Below are 23187 nucleotides of genomic sequence, written 5' to 3'. Positions count from 1 at the left end.
TTCACGATTGGTTACGCATAGCGTCTCATATGTTTTGTTCATATTCAAGGCTTTGCTTTAAGATATGGTAACGAAAGAAAAATATTGAGGCTCTATCCAGTTGAACAGTTTCATTCCTTCTATTCTTCCCTTTTCATTTATCTATATCTGCTAGCATCGAATCCTCGTGCAATATATCCTGTACCTTTAAAGTCTCTGACAAATTGAGAGATTTTCATCGAATTATTTCCATGATACATCAACTGCAAAGATGATTTTGCCCTTGTCATTGCCACATAGAGCATTTTTTTCTCATCACTATATACCCGATCGTAATCTTTTTGATAACTATCTGACTCCTCCTGATCTGCACATTTCTTCAAGTCCTCTATCTTTTTTTGCAATGGATAATGATCTCGATCAAAATCGATGAGAAACACATGATCAAACTCAAGTCCTTTACTACTGTATACATCCGAAAAAAAGATAGGTTTTTTACTAGCGCGATAGTCGAATCGACGACCAAACTCTTCTGTAGTGATCAGATGGAATTTTTGCTCCAAGTATACAGCCATGTCATGCCGTTGTCCTCGATGCAATGTGTCATCATCGCGATGCAAAATAGCAATCGTAGCTTGAGGAGACTTTTGGTACACTTTTGTTATTTGCCTGATGAGGCCATTAGCTAGTTTTCTTCTATTTGCATAATAAGAAATAACAGGTAGATCACCCTCTTGGGAAAACGTTTGATCATCCAATCTATCATTTTCAACATCTTCAAAAGTAAGCTTACTAGCTAACTCCATGATTTGTTTGGTCGAGCGGAAATTTTGTTTTAAGGTCCTGTTTTTTCTACCTGTTACATGTAAACCGAGGGATTGGTAACTATGTGGGCTACTTTTATAAATACGTTGTTTGGGATCACCAGTAAGAACAATACTTTTTTTGGTTAATTTGACTAGAGCTAAAATTTGCATCGGTTGTAGGTCTTGTACTTCATCAACAAATACATAATCGTATTTCAACTCTTCTGGAAAATAATCGATATTTTTCAGAAGCAAGAGAGCATAATCTTCTAAATCCATATCATGTTGATAATCTTCTCTCATCTTTTCTTGGTATATCTCATAGATCCGATAAACCGATTTCCGTTGTTGTCTCGTCAACCGCGGATTCTGACTTCTCCCTGTTCTCTCCACTGCTAAATATTTTTCACGATTAATAAATCCATTTGCTTTCATCCAAGAGATCTCGTCCATCAGGAAATTTGCTGTGTGCCGCAGTGTCAATTTTTGCTCCAATGGAAGTTTATCTTGCTCCTCTGATTCAAACCAGCGATCTCGGATCGCTTGTAATCTACGAATCATGTTTCCTTGAGTTCGAGACATTTCTTTTAACGAGGTATGCAGTTTTTTTAGATGAGGCTCCCCAATAGCTGATAAAAGTTCATAAACCATCGCATGAAAAGTATGCAGATAAACCTGATGAAGTTTTTTCTCTTCTAGATGTTGATACGTTTTGGATGTTTGCAATCGCTTGAAAGAATCTTGAACCAAGGTTTTACCAAATGTAACATATAAAATACGCTTGGATTCTTGTTCTTTTTTCATCACTTTGAGCATTTTGTACATCAAGGTAATGCTTTTTCCACTACCAGCTGAACCGTTGATCAGTAGCTGATCTTCCTCTTGTTGAATAATAGCTTTTTGATCTTCAGATGGGCTTATTCCAGGTAAAACGCCTGTAGCATCAAAGTAATTTTGCCATAGCTTTGCGGTACGATAGAAAAAACTACTTCTGCTCTCTCGATATTCACCCGCTGTATTTGCGATCAATAGCAAACTCCCCTTTCTCACAAATCATCAAATAGGGACACATGGTGCAATGCTCTCCAGGCTCCGCTTCTACCTCGTAATGCTTGATCGTCTGGGAAAACTCTTTGATCCATCTGGAATCATCGTTACGATCTTTGATATAAGCGTTGCGAATTCGATAACGTTTGGTCACTTGGTAGCGGCTATACAATCGTTGCAGTCGTTCCATTGCTTTTGGATACGAAACGTTTTGGAAAGAGCGATAAGCAAAAATATCGGATCGATATGCAATACTCATCAGGTTTTTCTTTAAAGTAGACGTCCACTGTGGAAACAAAGGAAATAGGTGCTGCATTACTGCCTCTGGTCCCATTGCTTGTTGTGCAAACATCGAACTCAACATAGAAAAAACGATTTGTTGATGAAAATCTGATTCGTAGATAGGATGAGATTCTACAACGGTATTCCAAAAAAACTTTCGTGAGCAAAAATCTTGATCCAACCAATTTACAACTGGAATCTGACCAGACAGCTTTTGTGCTGCTTTATGCGGATCAGTCGCAGATATTTCCTTTTCCTTTGTAAAGACAATCTGTCTAGACTCTTGAACCCAATTATGTGGGACTACTTCCCCACTATAGAGAAGAAACAGTGTATTAAAAATACCGCTTTCCCCATCATGCTCATGCAAACCATCTATCCAACTCATTTCCAGTTTCCCTTTGGCAAAAGCGAGTACATAATACATTTGAAAATCGAGATAAGCATTTTTAAATTGATTTAAAACAAAATGTGTATGCAATGCTTTTGTCACTTTGTAATAAGAAACCCGTCCTCTTTGCCCATCATAGTACGCCCAGTACTTTAACCACTCAAAGTCAAGAGGATCGATTCTTTGGTCCACTCCATATTTTTCTACCATCTGCATGGATAACCCTGTAACATGCATCTCTTCCATTTGCAATGCTAACCCTTCAAGCTGATCAAGGTTGTCTACATTTTTATGATGATCGTTCCCATCTCTATCATCAGCAATATTCAATAAGGTAGCAACTATCTCTCCGATCTCCTGTCGATTCCCGTTCCATGTCACAAACGATTGACTACTAAACACTTTTGCCATCCGTTTTCTGTCATCTGGGGTTAAAAACAATTCGGCTTCTACTCGTTGAAACAGCTGATAAAGATGATCCAAGTGCGTTTGAACGGACATTTCGGTATCTTCTGGCGGTAAAAGTGTAATAGCCATTTTTTTAAAGGCTGCACATAACGCTTGGAGTTGTTTCCAAGTAACTCGAGAACGATTGCGGTGGACATAGGGGAGAACACGAAAAGGATTTGTCAGATATCGTTTTACTTTACTCCTATTGCTTTTATCTTTTACTAACTCATCAAACTGAGCACTTTCTTCATTTAGCTCGATTAAATTGGTTAATCGATCCAAAACCTCATCGATTGTTGAGATTCCTTTCATATAAGGTTCTAGATCCATTAACAATGTCTCTGCGTTTATTCCATTTGTATCTTTTGTTTTGATCCACCCTGAACTCATGCATTCCATCAACTCGTCATACTCGAGATAGATAGTTCCGTTTTTATGTTTGCAGTTGAAAAAGTACGGGAAGAATCGGTTGCAAGGTAACTGGCTTAATGAATAAGGGTTTTTTGTTTGTTCCTCTGTTTGTTTCACCCCTTGACGAAATAGCTTACGAACTTTTTCATTTCGATAAATCGTATACCTTCGTTTATTGATTTCAATGGGGTGCTCTTGCATATATCGTTGAAAATGAACGGGCGAGATAAATTTGAGAAATTCGATGGATACATCATCTGTATTCGCCAAACTGCTTCCTTCTAAATACGAAGCAAACCTACTACCATTGTGCGGGATAGACATCTTTTGTTGGTGCTTCCACTCGGACAGTGGTACCAATACTTGATAAATATCGGACCACGGTTTATATACATGAGGAAGTGCAGGTTCATAAGGAATACGGAAAATAACAGGTATCCCTGACTCCACACATTTCGTCAAAAACATCACTCTACTGGCAGTCAATTGGATCATATGATACACATAAATGGCCTTGATGTGGTGTTTGGTAATGGCGTGTCGGAGTGCAGGAATAATTTTTGTGCTATGGCGAGTAGCAAAAATTCGTTTTAACTGGCTATCTTGTTGTAGATCCTTCCAAATTCGATAGAACATCATTTGTTCCTTGTTTTGTCTATCGCGAGGTTCTGTGCCTTGCATCAATCCCATCTCAACCAGCAACCTTAATCCTGCTACCCACTTATCCATTGCGTACTGCAACATCTTTCTATCTTCTGGATAAAGCGAAGAGAATTTTTCTCGTATTTTTGATTTGATCAGTAGATTCGTAAAAGGAGAATGCCACTCAGGAAACAGCTTGTTTTGCAGTTTATCGTAGGTAAATAGAGAAAGCTCTGTTGTATCTACATTGCTATGCTTTAAATGCAACAAAAAGGAAGAATCCCCCGTTACATGCAATGCATTTGCTTCCAACTTCAAATCAGCGTAATACATTTTAGGATTTTGATATGTCTCCACTTGAAACATGCGATAACCCCCTCCATCCGATCAATTCCGCCCAATTGTTTGGTTTATCATTCAAACATCTCAGTGGATTTGCCAACAACAAACTTTTTCGAGCACGAGTCATCGCAACATATAGCAATCTCGTTTCCTCTGCACGAAGCTCTTCTTGCTCTGCTTTGCGGTACGTTTCAAAATGATTATTGAAAATGCGGATCTGATCCAATCTCAGTTTATAGGCGATTTTCTGTGGTGTTTCGGTAGTATTCAAAAACACATGGGGTCTGGCATGTACATAAAAAGAAGCATCCATATTTGGTATAACCACATGATCAAACTCTTGCCCTTTCGCCTTGTGCACGGTCATACACTGAATGGCATTGCTATCACTCTGTTCGATTTCTGGTACAGGTAAATCATTTTCTGTTACATTTGTTGTCATGCATATCCGTAAATACTGTTCCAAACGAAAAAGCGTAGCCATGGAATCGGAAAATTTCCCTTTTAGTAAGAGCAACAATTGCTCCAATCCGCTTTGATATCGATACATACGCTGTTCACACCAAGCATGGAATTTCTCTTCATCCTGCTCTTGATCATGAACAAAACGTTGCCAATATCGATTACCAAAACATTTGGCAGGATGACGTTCTTTCACTATCTTTTCAAGTAGAGGAATTATTGGCATTCTCCTCATTTGTTGCAAGCAGCTTTGCCAATAAGCAAAATCCGGTTGTTTCTCCCAATTTCTCCAAAATGCATCTTTTTCTTCTGAAAACTGATCCATCAACTCTATTGGCAAAAGTGTCTGATCTCCGTAGGAAGAATGCTGCAAAGCATAACAAGTGGATGCAGAGCGTGGAAATAAAAGAAACCGAATCAACTGATAAAACTCACGAACTGGTCGAGATCGAAAAAATTGTCCTTTTGTCTGACCAATACAAGCAATCCCCCATTCTTCACACTGATCCACGATCGATTCCACATCTCGATTGGACCGAACCAGAATGGCTGTATCCTTTCCTTCCAGCTTTCGCAGGTTTTGCCTCAAATTTAATTCGTTCAGATACTGAATACCACCTGTTTCCCTCTTCGTCATCGGAGTAAGGGCATCTTTTTTGTTGTATGGGAAAGCAGGCATCTGTTCTCCCCAAAACTCAAAAAACGGCTCCATATCATGCAGCAACTTACTCGTACTGCGATAATTTTTAGTCAAGTATATCTCCTTGATAGACTCAGTAGACAATGCACTTTTGAGCTGCTCAAAAGCGGTATAGTCAGCCCCTCGAAACCGGTAAATACTTTGTTTGATATCCCCCACGATAAACAAACGGCAATGATTGGTTTGTTCTAACCATTGCAGAAATTGAACCTGCATATAATCCGTATCTTGAAATTCATCAACGAAAATCGTGTGGTATTGTTTTTTTAAACGAAAATGAGCAGTCTGCATTTCGTATAAATTGCGAATGAGATCATTCACTTCCCATTCTCCCCGCTCCTGTTTATACGCTGCCAATTCTTGCATGCTGTTCACGACAACAAATTGAAGAAGTTTATGGAAATGCTTCTCATCCACGCCAAAATCCACTATGGAAAACATCGAGTCATGCAGGGAGTTGTTTTCCACCTCTTGAATAACCGTCTCAATCGAACGTACTAACAAATAATGTGGTACTCTTTCAAAAGATTCGAAGATTCCCTCTTCTTTCATGGCAAATCGATCGATCCATTCACCGATTAACCTTCTTCGTTTCTCAATATAATTTCGGATTTGAATATGGGAGGGAAAATGAAGTTCGCGACCTTCTCGTTCAAATAACTTTTTCGCAAAAGAGTGAAACGTAGAGATTTGTATATCTGTCATCTCTCTTAACCAATGGAGATAAACACGTTTGCTGGTTAGTTGATAGTATTCTCTGAGCCTCTTTTGCAAGCGGATTCGCATGAGAGATGCTGCTTCATTGGTAAATGTAATCATAGCTACGGAATCAAAAGAAAAATCAGTAAGGGTATGTTTTAAAAACAGCAAACGTTGAACCATAACAGTTGTTTTTCCTGTACCTGCGCCAGCCATAACAAATAGATGATCATCAACGCTTGCATGCTCCACCTGATACTGCTCGAGGTTAAAAGAATAAAACCCTTGATCTTCTGCTTCAGAAATCAAGAAATGGTACAAGTCCTCATCATCGATTTTACCATCCAAAAAGAAATGTGTACGATCCACATATTCAGCTCGATAAGGGACAGCAAACCATTGGAGAAAATACGCTTTTCTCCATGCAATCCAATCTTGGTTTGCCTCGATATCATCCAGTGCATCTGCTGTAAAAAGATATACCTTGATGCCGTCTTTTATCCAATTTTCTATTTTACTTTTGATATCCGTAGTAAAGTCAAAACAATATAGGAGCACGGAATACAACGGTTTTTGCATAGGTGATCATCACTCCTTTTACTCCATGAGAAGTGAAGAAGATTATTCATCTTCTTCATCAAAATCTGATTGACAAGTGAGTTCCGTTTGTTGAAGTACCATATCCGTCGCCATCTTTTGTTGATCAGGTGGATAGCCATATTTTTTGAGTAGTCGCTTGACTTCAACTCGTAAGCGGGCACGCACCGACTCTCGTAAATTCCAATCTACTGTAAGGTTGTTGCGAATCATCTTTGTTAAATCTCGTGCAATCTGTTTCAATACTACTTCACCTAGTATTTCTTTGGCTGATTCGTTATCCGACAGCGCATCATAGAAAGCTTCCTCATCGGAATTCAAATCAGTAGGTTTGCCCTCTTTTTTCGCCTTATTGATGTCTTTGGCGATGTTGACCAACTCTTGGACGACGATAGAAGTATCTACAGAACGATTCTGATATTTCAAGATCGCTTGATCCAGCATCTCCGAGAATTTTTTGGACTTGACCAAGTTTCGTTTGCCGAAACTGCGCACCTCGCTTTTGAGTAAACGCTTTAATAGTTCCACTGCAAGATTTTTCTGTTCCAATGCTTTGACTTCTTCCATAAAATCTTCCGACAACAGACCGATGTTTGGTTTACTCAGCCCTGCTGCATCAAATACATCTACAACATCATCAGATATAATCGATTTGGATACCAACTGGCGCATTTGAGCATCCATCTGGCCGGATGTTTTCTTTGTTTTGGGATCAGCAATCATTTTCATCAAACTTGCTCGTACTGTCTTAAAGAAACTGATTTCTTCGTTGTAGGTTTTGGCTTCATCCAATGTTCCACACAATGTAAAAGCTGCTCCCACTTCATAAGCAAGTTGAATAAATTTCTTTTTCTTTTCTTCACCCAAACCAAGCACATAATCCATGGTGATAGTGATCTGCTGCAATCTCTGACGAGCAGTTCCTTCGAAGAACAAAGTGTAGTCATGTCCATGTAACAAATGAGTGAGCAAATCGTATTTCTCCAACATCACTTCAAATGCTTGTCTCGTATCCACACCAGTATTTTGACGATCTCTATCTGCATATTGTTTTAATGCATGTTTTAAGGAATCAGATATCCCAATATAATCGACAACCAAACCACCTGGTTTGTCTTGAAACACACGATTTACTCTTGCAATCGCTTGCATCAAGTTATGACCTTTCATCGGTTTATCGATGTAGATCGAATGCATACAAGGGACATCAAACCCTGTCAGCCACATATCAACGACGATCACCAATTGCAGTTCATCTTCGGGATCTCTCATTCGAGCTGCCAGCTTTTCCCGTTGTTGTTTCGTCGTGTGATGTTTTTGCATGGAAAGGGGATCTGACGAGTTACCGTTGGTATACACGACTTTGATCTTACCCTCGGCGAGCGAATCGGAATGCCAATCCGCGCGTAGGGCGATGATCGCATCATATAAATCGGCGGCAATACGACGGGACATCGTTACGATCATGCCTTTGCCAAAGATCGACTGGCGTCGGTCTTCAAAATGTTTGACCAAATCTTTGGCTACCGATTGCAACCTATCTTCCGCTCCGACTAATGCTTCCAATTGCGACCACTTGGATTTCATTTTTTCTTGTGTGTCAAATTCTTGTTCAGATGAGATATTTTCTACTTCTCGGTCAATCTTCGACCGCATTTCTTTGGACATCTCTAGTTTGGCAAGTCTGCTCTCGTAGAAGATTTTCACTGTTGTTCCGTCTTCCACCGCACGTGTCATATCATACACATCGATATAGTCTCCAAAAACTGCTGGTGTGTTACGATCAGTCAGTTCCACTGGCGTTCCTGTAAATCCAATAAAAGAAGCGTTGGGCAGGGCATCGTTCATATACTTGGCAAAACCATAGGTGATCTCACCGGTCTTTTTCACCTTTGCCTCTATACCATACTGACTGCGATGTGCTTCATCTGCGATCACCACAACATTTCGCCGATTCGTTAAAATAGGCATCTGCTCTTCTTCTTTGTCCAGCAAAAACTTTTGAATCGTAGAGAATACAATACCTCCAGCTTCTACTTGGAGTAACTCACGCAAATGAGCCCTGCTTTTTGCCTGTACAGGTGTTTGTCGCAACAGTTGATGAGAGCTGCTAAAAGTTTGGAATAATTGCTCATCCAAATCGTTGCGGTCCGTCAATACCAAAATTGTGGGATTGTTCAGCTCCTGTACTACTTTTCCCGCATAAAACACCATCGACAAACTTTTTCCCGAACCTTGAGTGTGCCAGACAACACCAATTTTTTTGTCCCCACCCTCGTCTGTTGCTCGGAGCGTACTTGCCAGTGCCTTGCGTGTTGCATGGTATTGATGATAACCAGCAAAGATCTTCCAAGTATTACTCCCATCGCTTTGGAAGAGTAAGAAATGTTTGATTACATCAAGGAATATTTCTTTTCGGAAAATTCCTTTCAGCAATACTTCAATCTGGGGAATATCTTGTGCAGCTACTTCTTCTCCATCCATCGTTCGCCACATCATATACCGATCTTCGTCAGCTGTTAAAGTACCCACTCTCGCATTTACGCCATCGCTGATCACGGAAAATGCATTGGTTTGAAACAGAGTAGGAATTTTGTTCTGGTATGTTTTGATCTGTTGAAATGCTTGGGTAATATCGGTTTCTTCGTTGCCTATGTTCTTGAGTTCAATAACGACAAGGGGGATACCGTTTACAAATACAACCACATCGGGACGTTTTTCTGCTCTATTTTCGATCACCGTAAACTGATCAACCACCAACCAGTCGTTGTGCTCCATTCGCTGAAAATCAATTGCGAAGGCCATCTCGGTTTTAAAACTCCCATCCGGAAGTCGGACCGATACGGGAATTCCGGTCGTCAACAGTTCATGAAAAGCCTGATTGTTTGCTAACAATCCCACTTTATCCGACAACATCACCCGGCGAACCGCTTCCTCCACTGCTTCCATCGGCAAATGGGGATTAATCCGAAACATCGCATCACGAAGCCTTTCTTGCAAGATGACCTCTGAATAAGCATCCCGCTCGGGATAATCTCCCCCTGGAGAAAGATCTGGACCATGTACCACATCATAGCCCAGTTCTTGAAAATACTCGAGCACTGCTTGTTCCAGATCTTGCTCGAGGTATGCTCCAGTACTCATACGGTAACTCCCCCTTCGATCGGCTCGGATGGTATGCGGAGTTCTCCAGACATGAGTTTAGGGAGGAGTGTGTCACGGAGATTGGCGAGGGTTTGGGATTGTTTGTCATTTTCTTTCATTTTCAGAAAAAATGGTCTAACTAATTCGATATAGTCTTTTATTTTATTAATAGGTGGAATCGCTAAGCTATAATTCCCGAGTGAATCCGCTGAAACCCTTTGTCTTCCTGAAGTTCCTGTCATATTTTTCATTGCAAAGGATCTAAAATTCTTACCCCTAACAAGAAAATAAAGAAATTCCATCATATCTGTTTCTGTCCCACGCATTACAATAAATTCGGTTGAACCCCAACCAACTTCATCTGAATCTAGAAAATCGACAATTGCTGTTTTCCCATTTTCAAGACATGGTGTTATACGAGCAAACAATACATCTCCCTGTCTAAATTTAGTACCAGAATTAAATCCTCTTAGATTAATATTGTTTATTCTAGCGGAAGAGGTCGGTAAACTGGCCATATCTATATAAGTAGCTATTGTCTTTTTTCTTAAAATTTCCCTTGGGTTGAGCTGGACGAAATCTGATAATTTTCCAACTTCCCATCCTTTGGGAATCCTCCCCAACTCACTATCCACAAACTCAGCCTCTTGGAATGGTTCAAAGTCGATAAACCATGAGCGGAAGATTGCTTGTGCCATTTCTTCGAGTTTTTGGTTGATTTGGTTGTTGAGATCGACTTTTTTTTCTAATCGGAATAGTATTTCTGAAATTTTTTGTTGTTCTCTGACCTGTGGTATCTTCAATGTTAAAGAATGAATGTGATTTCTATTTAACGTAGGGACACTAGAACCTGCATTATAATTACTTAAATTTAGCGTCTTTAGAAGATAATATATAAATCTCCTATCATTATCATGAAAATCATAAGCATATAACGTAGTATTTAACGGCCAAAAATCTCCTTCTTGATAGTAAACCTCTCCCAATGTACCGCTTCGCCCAGTAGTAACACCAGGTCCTTTTACTTTGAATGATTCATGAAAATCAGTAACACCATTAGATGCGATAATCGGATACTCTCCAATTTTTCGATCCTTCTTAGGTAAATCATAGCCTCTTTTAAGAGTCACCACATCCCCTAACCTAACTTCCTTCCACTCCTCAAAACTCATACCCAATCCCCCGCAAACTCTTCCTGATTTCCTCTTCCAACTCCCGCGACTTCCCAAACAACTCCCCGAGTTCACCAGTCAATCGTGTCATCTTCTCCTCAAATGGCTCGCTATCGTCTTCTATATCCTCAATCCCTACATAACGTCCCGGTGTAAGGATATACTCATGTTCTCTGACTTCTTCCAACTTCGCAGACTTACAGAACCCTTTGATATCTTCATACTTGCCTTCTTCTGTCTGTCTACGCCATGCATGAAAAGTAGATGCAAGTTTTTGGATGTCTTCTTTGGTCAATTCTTTTCTGGTGCGATCGATCATCGTTCCCAGCTTACGAGCATCGATAAACAGGATTTCTCCTTTGCGATCACGCTGTCCTTGGGCTGCTTTGTTTTTGGTCATGATCCATACGCATACAGGGATCTGGGTGGAGTAGAATAATTGTCCGGGAAGGGTAATAATCGCTTCTACACGGTCTTCTTCGATCAAGTTTTTGCGAATCTCTCCTTCAGAAGAAGTATTGGTTGACATCGAACCGTTGGCAAGGACAAACGCTGCTGTACCACTTGGTGCAAGTTTGGATACCATGTGTTGAATCCATGCGTAGTTGGCATTGCCTGCTGGCGGCGTACCATAACGCCAGCGCACATCTTCTTTGAGGTTTTCTCCTCCCCACTCGCTCACATTAAACGGTGGATTGGCTAAAATATAATCAGCACGGAGCATCGGATGGAGGTCTTTGGCAAAGGTATCCGCATTTGCTTCTCCTAAGTTGTTATCGATCCCACGGATGGCAAGGTTCATTTTGCACAAGCGCCACGTCGTCGGATTGGATTCTTGACCATAAACGGAGATATTATCCAGTCGACCACGATGAGAAGTCACAAACTCAGAGCTTTGCACAAACATCCCGCCTGATCCACAGCAAGGATCGTAGATCCGCCCTTTGAACGGTTCGATCAACTCTACCAATAGCTCTACTATGGTACGCGGAGTATAGAACTGACCACCATTTTTTCCTTCGGCACTGGCAAAATTGTTGAGAAAATACTCATACACGCGACCTAAAATATCGGTTTCCCCATCGACGATGGTGAAGGAAAAAGCATCAATGATTTCTCCTAATTTGGTCTTATCCAAGTCAGGACGAGCGTAGTTTTTGGGAAGTACACCTTTTAACGATTTGTTTTCTTTTTCAATGGCGACAAAAGCATCGTCAATGAATACACCAATCTTTGGGTTTTTGGCATTTTCTTTGATGTAAGACCAGCGGGCTTCTTGAGGAACCCAGAAAACATTACTCGCCAAATACTCATCTGGATCTTCTTCATCCGCCCACTCATCTTCTTTTAATTCTTTGTACTTCCATTCAAATTTATCGGAAATGTACTTTAAAAATAATAGTCCCAGTACAACATGCTTATATTCTGCTGCATCCATGTTATTACGGAGTCGATCCGCCATGTTCCATAACTTATGTTCAAAACCGAGCTCTGCACTTTTGTTGCTATTGGAAACTGCCACTTGTTTCTCTCCCTCTTATCTGTCACTGCCATTTTTGATAGATTGCTTGTTTTTGTTCATCCCATCTCGCTTTTGCACGGAGGATGGATGAACGATAAATCTGTTGCTCTTGTATATATTTCTCCACCAAATGCTCCATTTCATCTTTTGGCAGCACAGGAATTTGCATTTCAGCCAGATCCGTAGGATTGATATTCATCACCGTCGTCCCGCGTTGAAAAGATTGGAGCATGTGTAATCCAGCTGGTGTCTCCAGGAAAATTTTCACGTAATGACTCCACCATTTGGGATCATCCGTAAACCGCACAACGATTATATTTGCTGATGCGATAACTTGTGAGGACACTGCCTGAACAACGGCAACTTTGTTGACTGTCCCTCGACAAGTAAGCACCAAATCGTACGGTCTGAGTGCATAGCGCTGTACTTTGATAAAATCTTCTTGAATGCGATCTAAGTTATCCCAACGAATCTCTCCATCTTCCAGATTGGAAATATTGAGCACCTCGATCTCACCAGTAGGCTGGATATGCGATTTCATGATTGATTTCCCTCGAAACAAAGTAGCTTGATCACGAAGACGTATTTGGGCTAGCTGACTTTCGCTCTCTCTAATTCCTTTGTTTTGTTCTGCCTCTTTCAAGATCAGCTCGATCCGCCAGTCTTCCCGCTTGGCGAAATTTTCTGTTAATACGGAAACACGATCAACGGATTGAAAACGACCTTGAAAAGAGCGAAATTCCCCTATTTTTACTTCCTCAACCGGATCACATTGGATGCGCAGTCCATACGTTTTCATCATCGTGTAGGGGCGAAGAGTACCGCTCGGTAGTGAGTATATGCTGACTACACCATAGTGCTGGGAAATTTCTTTTCGCAATCGTGCAAAAGATCCTCCTGAAAAGGTGAATCTCGCTGGCAGGATAATATCTAACTCTCCGTGATTATCGAGCAGCTGCAATAAATTTTCGACGGCAACTCCTTCTGATTCACGTGTGATAAATCGCTCTGACTCTACATCGCTTTTTCGACCAAATGCAGGAAAAGCTAAAATATAATCAAATGATTCCATTTCCAAAACACTATATAAACTAGCCACTTGTACTTCTACATGATCACAATCACGAAACAAAAAATGTAACCATTGCTGGTGGAGGTAATTTTCTGCTAGAAGGACAAACTCACAATAGAGATACTGATGCACCATCTCAAACAGTCCACGCAGAAACTTATGAGCCTCTGGGATCAAGATTCTATGAGGTTGAATCGTACTAATTCGTTCCGAAAATGCTTCTGTCACCTGTTCTGGTACGATCACAATTCCTGTTCGATCTTGGCTGTACACTTCCAGCAATGTCTCATAAAAATCCAACTGCTGTCCTGCTTGAAAACACTCCCAAAACATCTCTTTATCCCCTGAAAATGTATCCAAGTTTAATGATTGCATGGTTGAAAAGACTGTATCTACATCAATGGAAAGCATGTTATTTTCTAGTATTGATTTGGTTAGATGAACTCTTAGAAACTCTCTTGCAATATCATCAGCAAAATAGATTTGATATTGCTTGAGAAGATCCATAAAAGAGCGGGCTGAATGTTGGATGGGTGAGAGCATCAATCTCCCCTCCTCTCCTTTATTATTATAGTCATAATAATTTGGTATTGCAATACTAAATTTAATATTTTGATACTAAACTCTGATTTGCCACTCAATATAAATCGCCTCCTTATACCTTTCCAAAAACAGAACAAATGTACGATTTATTTTAACATAAAAAATTAGAAAAAATATACATTTTCTATCTAATACGGGTAAGGAGGTAGTTAAGATCTACAGTTTGAAACAGAATCTATTGGATGCAACCTATGAAAAATTGTATTCCCTTTTAGTGGTATTCCTACATCATTGATCCCCTATGTATTAACAACCACAGGTCTAACAGGATTAACTTGTGTTTTCGGGAAATATGGTAATAAAAGTGCCCCTTTTGCTTCCTGAAATGGAATTATGTTAACTATAAGCCTTTTTTCCCCAGTATTCAAAAATTCTTTTGTTTTCTAATATAGCGACCTCTATATTTAGAAAAAACATATTTCATTTTTTCGATTTTATTTAAATTCATATAAAAACTAGAGAATATCGTAATATCAACAGATCATCCAGTACACCTAGGATATCTTAGGTATTTTAACTCAAACGTACATCAAGCAAGGAATGATAGAAAAATAGCCGATTCCTCCGAAGTTAAGGATGCAGAAATCGGCTTAGTTCCCCAAAAGTTCACTTTTCTTTACAGGATAACTTAAGATTGCTTTTAGCTTGTCCAGGGGAGTCGTCTGAAATCAGATAAATAAAATCCATGACTAAATATCCAATACTTAGACAACATTAGTCCCTCTCCAGCAAAAAATCATAGTAGTTCGTTGGACCAGTCAAAACCGCTTGAAAGTATAGCGGATATCCATCTGTATCTAGTGGTACTTCATGCCCTGCAACACGTGTAAATCCAAGGGATAGTTTGGGCACAAAACAATAATCCCCTTGATTTATTACTTGATATCCCATATTTTCTATTTGTTTCAATAATTGAAGAGCAGGTGTACGGAATATATCTATACCACGAAATCGAATATTGATCCTAATAGAATCAGAGTTATCAGGAATCCATATTTCTGAAGCACTAAGTGTTTTTCCATTTTCGATATGAAAGACAATTTCAAATTGGGAATGGAGGGCGAGCACTTTCATCGATCTAAATTTCTGGTCACTTCCCTCATCAGATACCCGAATCTTCCCCATTAACTCGGTAGCTGACGCTTTCAGATCTTCAGCAGGCATATCTTGAGGAAATCCTGTAATCCCGTTTGGAGGATCCACATCTATATCAATAGAAGTTGGAAAAGAAAGTAATGAATCATCCAACTCTCCTGTCTTATATTGAAGAATCCATTGGTTTAAGAGATCAATGCCAAGCTTATATTTACTTGCTATTTGATCCGTATTTCCTATTTCTAAAGCTTCTTTGGCAACCTGTAATTGAAAGGCTAGTGAATACACCTCATATACATTTCGTTTTGCTGACATCTCCATTCTCCTTATACAGATAGATTATATTTATTTTTCCGTTTCCTGTTTGATCATCGTACATGTGTAGTCTACATAGGCAGCACTCATCGTCATTTGGTTTCCTTGTATTTTTAGCGTAATCTCATGATGTCGCGGGTCAGGAACTACAAGATCATACAAATCGCCTTTAAGATGTTCATAATATCCATCTAACCATTGATGTCTGCCCACCATTGCTTTTAAATCTCCATTTTCTTGAAAAACCAATTGATTATAGAGTCTACAACCATTTTCCGTCTCTTTCCAAGTACCGATCAAAAGTTTTTCCTTTTGCTCGTGCTCAGAATTTAATGTACAAGCTGCTAGAATAGGAAATAAGATACAAATGACAAGAATAATTTGTTTCATGTACACTCCTCTTTGGTTCATAATGGCACGAACATACTTAATCCTTCAACCGATACTTTTCTCCCCAGTCTTTCATCAAAAAAATAATAGGTGCTAACGATTGTCCAAACTCTGTTAAGGAATACTCTACTTTTGGAGGAACTTCTTTGTACACTTCACGATGTACGACACCATCTTTCTCCAATTCTCTTAACTGCAAAGTAAGCATTCGCTGAGTGATATGGGGGTAGGCTCTGCGAATTTCATTAAATCGCTTCGTTCCGCTTAGCAAAGAATAAAGGATTACACCTTTCCATTTCCCTCCAATCACATCGAGGGTCGCCTCTACAGGACAAGCCCCTTGATGGAGGCATACACCAAAACCACTCTTTCGATCTCGCAAAGCTTTATCTCCTCTCAATAGTATATTTTTTATACTATATAACACTATTGTGTCTACTTGTAGGATTTTCTTTTGATTCTTAAAATAAGAGTATTCTTGAATTAGAAAAGAGGATTGGTTATGAAGGTGTTACATACTCTCATTCGTGTATATATTGAAAAAGAACAGTTGGATGATACGATTACCTTTTATGAAAATCTTTTTCACCAGCAATGTTCCTTGCGAGCTGAATATGAGGAGAAAGATTTACAATTAGCGGTGGTTGATCATACGCTGATCATCGCAGGAACAGCCGAAGCACGTGTACCTTTTCAAGCTACCAATGCTACCTTGTTAGTATCAGATATTCATGGATTAAAGGACTATCTGCTAAAAGAAGGAGCAAAAGTCTTGGAAGAACCACAAAAAGTACCAACAGGATGGAATATGTTAGTGGAACATCCAGATGGCATCCGAGTAGAGTATGTCGAACATGTTCAAGAAGATGTACAAACAATAAATGTAGCAAAATCTCGGACTTAGCAAAGGACAATTGTAACTGCTCTAGCAAAGAAAGCAACGAAGAATACACACTGTTCTTTCCTCGAAAATGACGAAGCATAAAAAATGGGATCTCCCCATTTTTTCAGGAAAGAAATAAGAAGTTTAGTTTAAGAAGCGAACTCGTTTTCTTTTTAGCAGAATAAACCCCTCTTACAATAAGAGGGGTAGTAAATGTTCTAAGGAATAACTATCTCCAATTTTTTCGTTGTGACATTTGCCGCAGAATCTTCTGCTTGTAATACAATTTGATTCTTCCCTTTTTTAAGCTCATTTTTTTTAAATACATAATTAAAGGTCGTTTTAAAGCCTTCTCCATCTACATAGTGAAAGTCCAAATCTTGCCAGTTTTTATCACCAACTCGTTTCCATCTGAGTGCGTCTATTTCCAAATCAGTGATTTTTCCTTTTAATGCAGGAGATTTTCCTGGTTTATCTAGTTGAACTTTAGGTGGAGTGATATCCACATTAATAAACCAATCAAGCTCTGCTTTTTTGTGATTTCGTTTCACAACAACATTTATCTCATATCTAGCATCTGGCATTTGTTTGCCGTGAATATCTTTGCCCTTCCAAACCCATTCTTTTGAACCAGGGGTTATATTTTTTCCATCATAGATCGTAAACTTTCTGTTATTCCAACCATCTATAGCTTCTATAGTCATTTGCTCGATAGATACTGGCAAATAGTACGATATAACGGCTTCATCTTGTTTATGATCACCATTTGGCGAAATAGCCCATTCGGAGATAAAGAAACCATCAATATAATAATACCCCTCCGGGTCCAAGAGTACCATTATCGGTATCTCCCACCGCTGTAGATTGGATTGGAATAAAACCTTACCAGAATATATGCCTTTTGGTAATTTGTTGGTATCAATCGATAGACTCACTGGTAACTGAATTTGAGATTGGGGGGCGATTTGAATCGATTTTTTCATATTAACCTTGATACTTTCTTTACCTTGTTCCATTACTACTTTCATATTTACAAGCTGTGGTAGTTTACTTTGATTATTTAATTGTATGGATTGTTTTAATGTCTGAACTCCCGTTTTTGCATCAACAAAACCATAAGCAAGCTGATTGGGAACAGACAAAACTTGCGTTTGAACTGCTTTTGTTAGATTGACTCTCCCCGCACCTTGTACGAGGTATGGATAATGTTTTTTTTCTGTATCTTTTAATTTAACAGCCGTTTGACTCAATGCAGACTTAATTTCATCAGGAGTCCAATTTGGATGCTTTTGTCGAAGTAGAGCAACCGTACCAGCAACATAAGGACTTGCCATACTTGTTCCTGTCATCTGCATATAACCAGATGGATCAACTTGTTTCGGAACCGTGCTTACAATATCTACACCTGGCGCTACTACATCTGGTTTTATTTTCCATGATCCTTGTGAAGGACCTCGAGAGCTTGAATCACTCATCTTTTCACGATTGATAGTACCAAATTGTATGTTTTTTATCCCAGCTTTGATCTGTTTTTTTAGTTCCTTCCCATAGCCACCTGCTAAAGTAGCAATAGACGCAAATTCATTTTCTGGATCGAAATCGCTAACATTCAGGTTTGCAAACCAATCGCCTTCTTGGTTATTGTAAACAATAACCGCACGAACATTTTTTTGTCTTGCATAGAATGATAAATCAGTTACATCATTATCTGTTCTTTCCACAAGTACCACTTTACCTGCCAAATCATCAGTAAATGATTCTGGAGAACCTTTACCAATGTCCACGATTTCATAGTTTCCTTCCATCGGAAATGCAGGAGAATACGAAATTGCATTTAACTCCATTGGTTCAATTTTTCCTTGCACCGTCACCGTTGGAGCAGGTGCGACCTTTGTTGCAGAACCTACTGTGATAACATCATCAGCGGCACCTGGTGTCCCCAATGTCCAAAGCTCAGGTCCACTGTTTCCAGCTGCCACAACAACAGGAATTCCCTTTTTTATTACTTTTGCCAAAGCTCTCGTTAAGGGGTCATCCGGAATATTGGTATTGCTTCCTAGAGACAAATTCATCACTTGTGCTCCATCTTTTACAGCCTGATCTACTGCTTTTAAAATCACATCAGTACTTCCACCATATTCCCCTAAAACGCGATAGGCCAAGATAGAAGCATCAGGAGCGACTCCCTTTACTTTTCCATGCGCTGCAATAATTCCAGTTACATGTGTCCCATGTCCAACATCATCTTGAGGAGTTTTATCATTATCAATAAAATCATAACCTCCAACAACACTTCCCTTCAAATCAGGATGAGTTGCATCCACTCCATAGTCCAACACAGCCACTTTAATGCCTTTTCCAGTCCATAAAGGATCAATACCCATATTCGACCTGATATCTCCAGTTATCGTAGTATCTTTCTTACGGGAAGGCTCGGTAGTATAATTGCGTATCGGTTCAATTCTGGATACATTCGGATCGGCTGCTATTTTTTTAAGATCTTCTCCATCTATAGTTAGGGACATTCCAGCAAAAACGGTATCATATGTGTATTTTACTTCAGACTTTGGCGATAACTTTTTTATTTGCTTCACTAATGATTGTTGTTTTTGTTTCAATTTTTGCAAATACGTAGAAGCACCTACAGACGAAATGATTTTCTTTTTCACTAAATCTTGGTAAGTGAGAAGCGGCAAATCCTTCATTTCCACAATCACAGTCACTCTTTTCCCATTAGTGGGATGAATATTAGGGGAGATTTTAGCAGTTACTAATTTCTGTTGGGATGTTTCTGCTTGCACCTGTTTTGAAACAAAGCCTCCCAATTGAAAGGTAATAAGCACCATACATATGCCTGTAGCCAACCATTTTTGTTTCAACAATAAGTCCAATCCTTTCTTGTTAATATTCTAAATAGAAAGATAATTATATTCGCGACTTTCTGTTGTTAACTAATGTTTTGGTCCCTCCCTAAATTGCTGTTATAAAAAATAGTCTATTAGGAAAATAAATGAACATCAACTTAAATTTACCTGATTTAATTGATTAATCATATATCCTCTATGTGACAAAAAATTGACTGATAGACATTGATCCCTGATCCACTTTAAAAATACTACTCTCCACGGACAGATTTACATTTTTCCTAAATAAAAAGAGCCATCCGAAGATGACTCTGCCTTCCCTTTCTAACTACCATCGATTAACTACTTCAATGCAAAAGAATCCAATTTCGTTCATTTTTCACCTCTACTGTTAGTGCTGTTTCAAAAAAATCACTTAACTTCTCTTGTGTTAACACTTCTTTGCTTCCTCCTTGCTGAGCTACCATTCCATGTTTGAGTAGCAATGTGTGAGTAAAACACGGCAAAATCTCCTCGATATGATGAGTTACATATATTATGGTTGGCGAATCTGCTCGTTTGGTAATTTGATCAATCATTTGCAATACTTGCTCTCTCGCAAAAATATCCAAACCGGTACAAGGTTCATCCAAAATAAGCAACTCAGGGGAAGCCATCAATGCTCGTCCGATCAAAACTTTTTGTTTCTCACCTTGAGATAATGTTTGATAGATCCTGCCTTGCAAATGTCCGCAATCCCAATCCTTTAGAAGATCTCTTACTTTTTCCAAATCACTTTCTTCTACTTTCTCATAAACACCAACAGATGCATGTTTCCCACTTAGCACCACATTTTCAATCGTTTCATAACCATGTAAACGCTGTTGCATAGAGGTACTGACCCAACCTATTTTTTTTCGTAATTCTCGCAAATCTATTTCACCAAAACGTTGATCCAAAACCGATATTTCTCCACTTGTAGGCCAAAGATAGCCATTGATCAAATCAAGAATACTCGTTTTTCCAGACCCATTTAACCCTACTAAACACCAATGTTCCCCTTTTTGAATTTGCCAATTTATTTGATCCAAGATCAACCGCTGCTCTCTCCGCCAAGAAACTTTCTTCATCTCTACTATCATTGGAACAATTCCCTCCTAAAGTCTTCCTATTCCTCTCGTATTTGATTAAAATAAGGCTGTCAGGAGGCTTTTATGAATATCTCTCAAGCACAACCCTATCTACAAAAATATTTCGGTTACGAAACATTTCGCAATGGACAACAACAGATTGTAGAAAGTGTATTAGCTGGTAATGATACATTTGGCATTCTCCCCACTGGTGGAGGAAAATCGATCTGCTATCAGATACCTGCTATGTTACTAGATGGCATAACGGTTGTCGTTTCTCCCCTTATATCATTAATGAAAGACCAAGTTGATTCACTAAGACAGATTGGTATTCCTGCTACTTATATAAATAGCTCACTGAGCGCCATGGAGTTACGAGAAAGAATCTCTGAGATTCATAACCATACATACAAAATTATTTATGTAGCACCAGAACGACTCGAAACGGAGTATTTTTTATCGTTATTTCGTCAATTACCTGTGGCACTATTGGCAATAGATGAAGCTCACTGTATTTCTACATGGGGACATGATTTTCGACCCAGTTATCAATTGATACCTCGTGCTATACGGGCACTACCCAATAAACCAATTATTCTAGCCTTAACAGCAACTGCAACCAAGCAAGTACAAGATGATATTCTGGCCTTGCTGCATATTCCTGCTAAAAACACCTATCGTACAACGTTTCGACGAGACAACTTGCATTTTGTCGTCCAAAAGAACGTAAACAAAAAAGATTTTCTTGTCCAATACTTACGCACCCATCCAACCGCATCTGGCATCATTTATGCGGGTACTCGCAAAGATGTTGATATGCTACAACAATTTCTGCTCAAGCAAAAGTTTAAAGTAGGCAAGTATCATGCAGGTATGAATGAAGAAGAACGCAATTCGTCACAAGAAGCATTTTCTTATGATCGCACCCCTATCATCGTGGCAACCAATGCCTTTGGTATGGGTATTGACAAGTCTAATGTTCGATTTGTCATTCACTACAACCTACCAAAAAACATAGAAGCATACTACCAAGAAGCCGGACGTGCTGGTAGAGACGGAGAAAATAGTAATTGTATTCTGCTCTATGAACCCAGTGATATATATCTACAAAAATACTTCATCGAACAATCAAATCCAGATCGTCAAGCGTTGGACAACAAAAAATTACAAGCTATGATTCAATATTGCAAAACAAAACAGTGTCGATCTACCACAATTGTACAATACTTTGGTGAAGCAGATACAGAACACTGCCAAATGTGTGATAACTGTGACCCAGATAAGGACAAAAATACAGTCGATATCACAACAGAAGCACAAATGATCTTTTCATGCATGCGTAGAGTAAATGAAAAAGTAGGTCTGTCTTTCCTCACCAAAATATTAAGAGGTTCAAAAAGCAAAAAAATAATAGACTTCCGCTACGATCGACTCTCTACATACGGACTAATGAAAGAACAGAGCGAAAAAAGAGTGATGCAAATCTGCAAATCATTGGTAGATGAAGGATACATACGACTCGAGCCTTTACAAGAAGGATTGTATCCAGTAGCAAAGCTTGATGTTTCTGCTGTCGCAGTGTTGAAAGGACAGGAAAAAGTAGAAATAGATCTGGCAGAAGAACCTGTACCAGCTACAGATATTCCATTTGAAGACAACCCGATCTTTGAAGAATTGCGACAACTGCGGAGAAAAATTGCCGAAGAAGAAAACGTACCACCTTATGTCATCTGCAATGATGCTACACTTCGAGAAATGACCACTCTCGTACCTCAAGACGAATCGGCTATGTTGCGCATTAAAGGCTGGGGAGAAAGTAGACAGCAACGCTTTGGCCAAGCCTTTCTGGAATTATTACAACAACATAAACCAAAATCAACTTCTCCTTTAGCAGAAATTCAAAAAACGCATCCCAAAGCATACAAACCTTGGACGAAAGAAGAAGAGGAACAGCTCCGATCATTGTTTGATAATGGCCAATCAGTTACAGAAATTGCTCAGACGCTTGGCAGGCAGACTGGCGGTATTCGGTCCCGTTTAGAGAAGTTAGGTTTGATCACCATAGCAAACGATACAAAATAAAACTACTTCCGTTTTTTGATAGTTCATACTGAAGCGAAAAGCACTTCTAAGAGAATTCAGAAGTGCTTTTCGTTTATTAAGTAGGAGGTAGGGATAGTCTAGGATCAAATCACTATTTATTCCCCCTA

At 39.3% G+C, this 23187-nt stretch carries 14 protein-coding genes; 2 read left to right on the top strand and 12 right to left on the bottom strand.

Features of this window, described 5'->3' with window-relative positions; all coding sequences use genetic code 11:
* Nucleotides 1-137 precede the first annotated feature (137 nt).
* The 10 genes from A3GQ_RS0122360 to A3GQ_RS0122310 all read right to left on the bottom strand — a co-directional run bounded on the left by A3GQ_RS0122360 (nucleotide 138) and on the right by A3GQ_RS0122310 (nucleotide 16503).
* The gene (locus A3GQ_RS0122360; RefSeq protein ID WP_028778896.1) at nucleotides 138-1814 is read right to left on the bottom strand and encodes a UvrD-helicase domain-containing protein; all 1677 of its coding nucleotides are present in this window, start codon (nucleotides 1812-1814) and stop codon (nucleotides 138-140) included.
* Entirely contained in the window at nucleotides 1792-4374 is a 2583-nt protein-coding gene (locus tag A3GQ_RS0122355) for a hypothetical protein (RefSeq protein ID WP_028778895.1), read from the bottom strand. The genes A3GQ_RS0122360 and A3GQ_RS0122355 overlap by 23 nt, the downstream gene beginning before the upstream one ends.
* Nucleotides 4343-6790 (bottom strand): UvrD-helicase domain-containing protein, encoded by a 2448-nt coding sequence (locus A3GQ_RS0122350; protein WP_028778894.1) that lies wholly within the window; start codon nucleotides 6788-6790, stop codon nucleotides 4343-4345. The genes A3GQ_RS0122355 and A3GQ_RS0122350 overlap by 32 nt, the downstream gene beginning before the upstream one ends.
* Before the next feature lie 42 nt (nucleotides 6791-6832).
* Nucleotides 6833-9952 (bottom strand): type I restriction endonuclease subunit R, encoded by a 3120-nt coding sequence (locus A3GQ_RS0122345; RefSeq protein WP_028778893.1) that lies wholly within the window; start codon nucleotides 9950-9952, stop codon nucleotides 6833-6835.
* Nucleotides 9949-11124, bottom strand: coding sequence for a restriction endonuclease subunit S (locus tag A3GQ_RS0122340; protein ID WP_037465919.1), 1176 nt, complete (start codon nucleotides 11122-11124; stop codon nucleotides 9949-9951). The genes A3GQ_RS0122345 and A3GQ_RS0122340 overlap by 4 nt, the downstream gene beginning before the upstream one ends.
* Nucleotides 11114-12646 carry a class I SAM-dependent DNA methyltransferase gene (locus tag A3GQ_RS0122335; protein ID WP_028778891.1) on the bottom strand — a complete coding sequence of 511 codons (1533 nt, stop codon included), beginning with the start codon at nucleotides 12644-12646 and terminating at the stop codon, nucleotides 11114-11116. The genes A3GQ_RS0122340 and A3GQ_RS0122335 overlap by 11 nt, the downstream gene beginning before the upstream one ends.
* Before the next feature lie 22 nt (nucleotides 12647-12668).
* Nucleotides 12669-14261 (bottom strand): type I restriction-modification system subunit M/S, encoded by a 1593-nt coding sequence (locus tag A3GQ_RS0122330; RefSeq protein ID WP_051272280.1) that lies wholly within the window; start codon nucleotides 14259-14261, stop codon nucleotides 12669-12671.
* 774 nt (nucleotides 14262-15035) lie between these two features.
* Nucleotides 15036-15731 carry a hypothetical protein gene (locus tag A3GQ_RS0122320; protein WP_211227757.1) on the bottom strand — a complete coding sequence of 232 codons (696 nt, stop codon included), beginning with the start codon at nucleotides 15729-15731 and terminating at the stop codon, nucleotides 15036-15038.
* 30 nt (nucleotides 15732-15761) lie between these two features.
* Nucleotides 15762-16121 (bottom strand): hypothetical protein, encoded by a 360-nt coding sequence (locus A3GQ_RS0122315; RefSeq protein WP_028778888.1) that lies wholly within the window; start codon nucleotides 16119-16121, stop codon nucleotides 15762-15764.
* 37 nt (nucleotides 16122-16158) lie between these two features.
* Nucleotides 16159-16503 carry a winged helix-turn-helix transcriptional regulator gene (locus tag A3GQ_RS0122310; protein WP_028778887.1) on the bottom strand — a complete coding sequence of 115 codons (345 nt, stop codon included), beginning with the start codon at nucleotides 16501-16503 and terminating at the stop codon, nucleotides 16159-16161.
* 120 nt (nucleotides 16504-16623) lie between these two features.
* Between A3GQ_RS0122310 and A3GQ_RS0122305 the strand changes: the two genes are divergently transcribed.
* Nucleotides 16624-17025 carry a VOC family protein gene (locus A3GQ_RS0122305; RefSeq protein WP_028778886.1) on the top strand — a complete coding sequence of 134 codons (402 nt, stop codon included), beginning with the start codon at nucleotides 16624-16626 and terminating at the stop codon, nucleotides 17023-17025.
* A 197-nt stretch (nucleotides 17026-17222) separates the two neighbouring features.
* On the opposite strand, the gene A3GQ_RS0122300 is transcribed toward A3GQ_RS0122305, so the two are convergent.
* Nucleotides 17223-19886, bottom strand: a complete 2664-nt coding sequence (locus A3GQ_RS0122300; protein ID WP_028778885.1) for a S8 family serine peptidase — start codon at nucleotides 19884-19886, stop codon at nucleotides 17223-17225.
* A 329-nt stretch (nucleotides 19887-20215) separates the two neighbouring features.
* Nucleotides 20216-20989, bottom strand: coding sequence for an ABC transporter ATP-binding protein (locus A3GQ_RS0122295; protein WP_028778884.1), 774 nt, complete (start codon nucleotides 20987-20989; stop codon nucleotides 20216-20218).
* Between the two features lie 72 nt (nucleotides 20990-21061).
* Here A3GQ_RS0122295 and recQ point away from each other — a divergent pair, with 72 nt between their 5' ends.
* Nucleotides 21062-23059: a DNA helicase RecQ gene (gene recQ / locus A3GQ_RS25405; RefSeq protein ID WP_083964368.1), complete on the top strand. Its 1998-nt coding sequence runs from the start codon at nucleotides 21062-21064 to the stop codon at nucleotides 23057-23059.
* The last annotated feature ends 128 nt before the right edge of the window (nucleotides 23060-23187 follow it).

This window comes from Shimazuella kribbensis DSM 45090, assembly GCF_000428065.1.
GTDB lineage: Bacteria > Bacillota > Bacilli > Thermoactinomycetales > Thermoactinomycetaceae > Shimazuella > Shimazuella kribbensis.
This window is presented reverse-complemented; position numbering and strand designations above follow the sequence as displayed.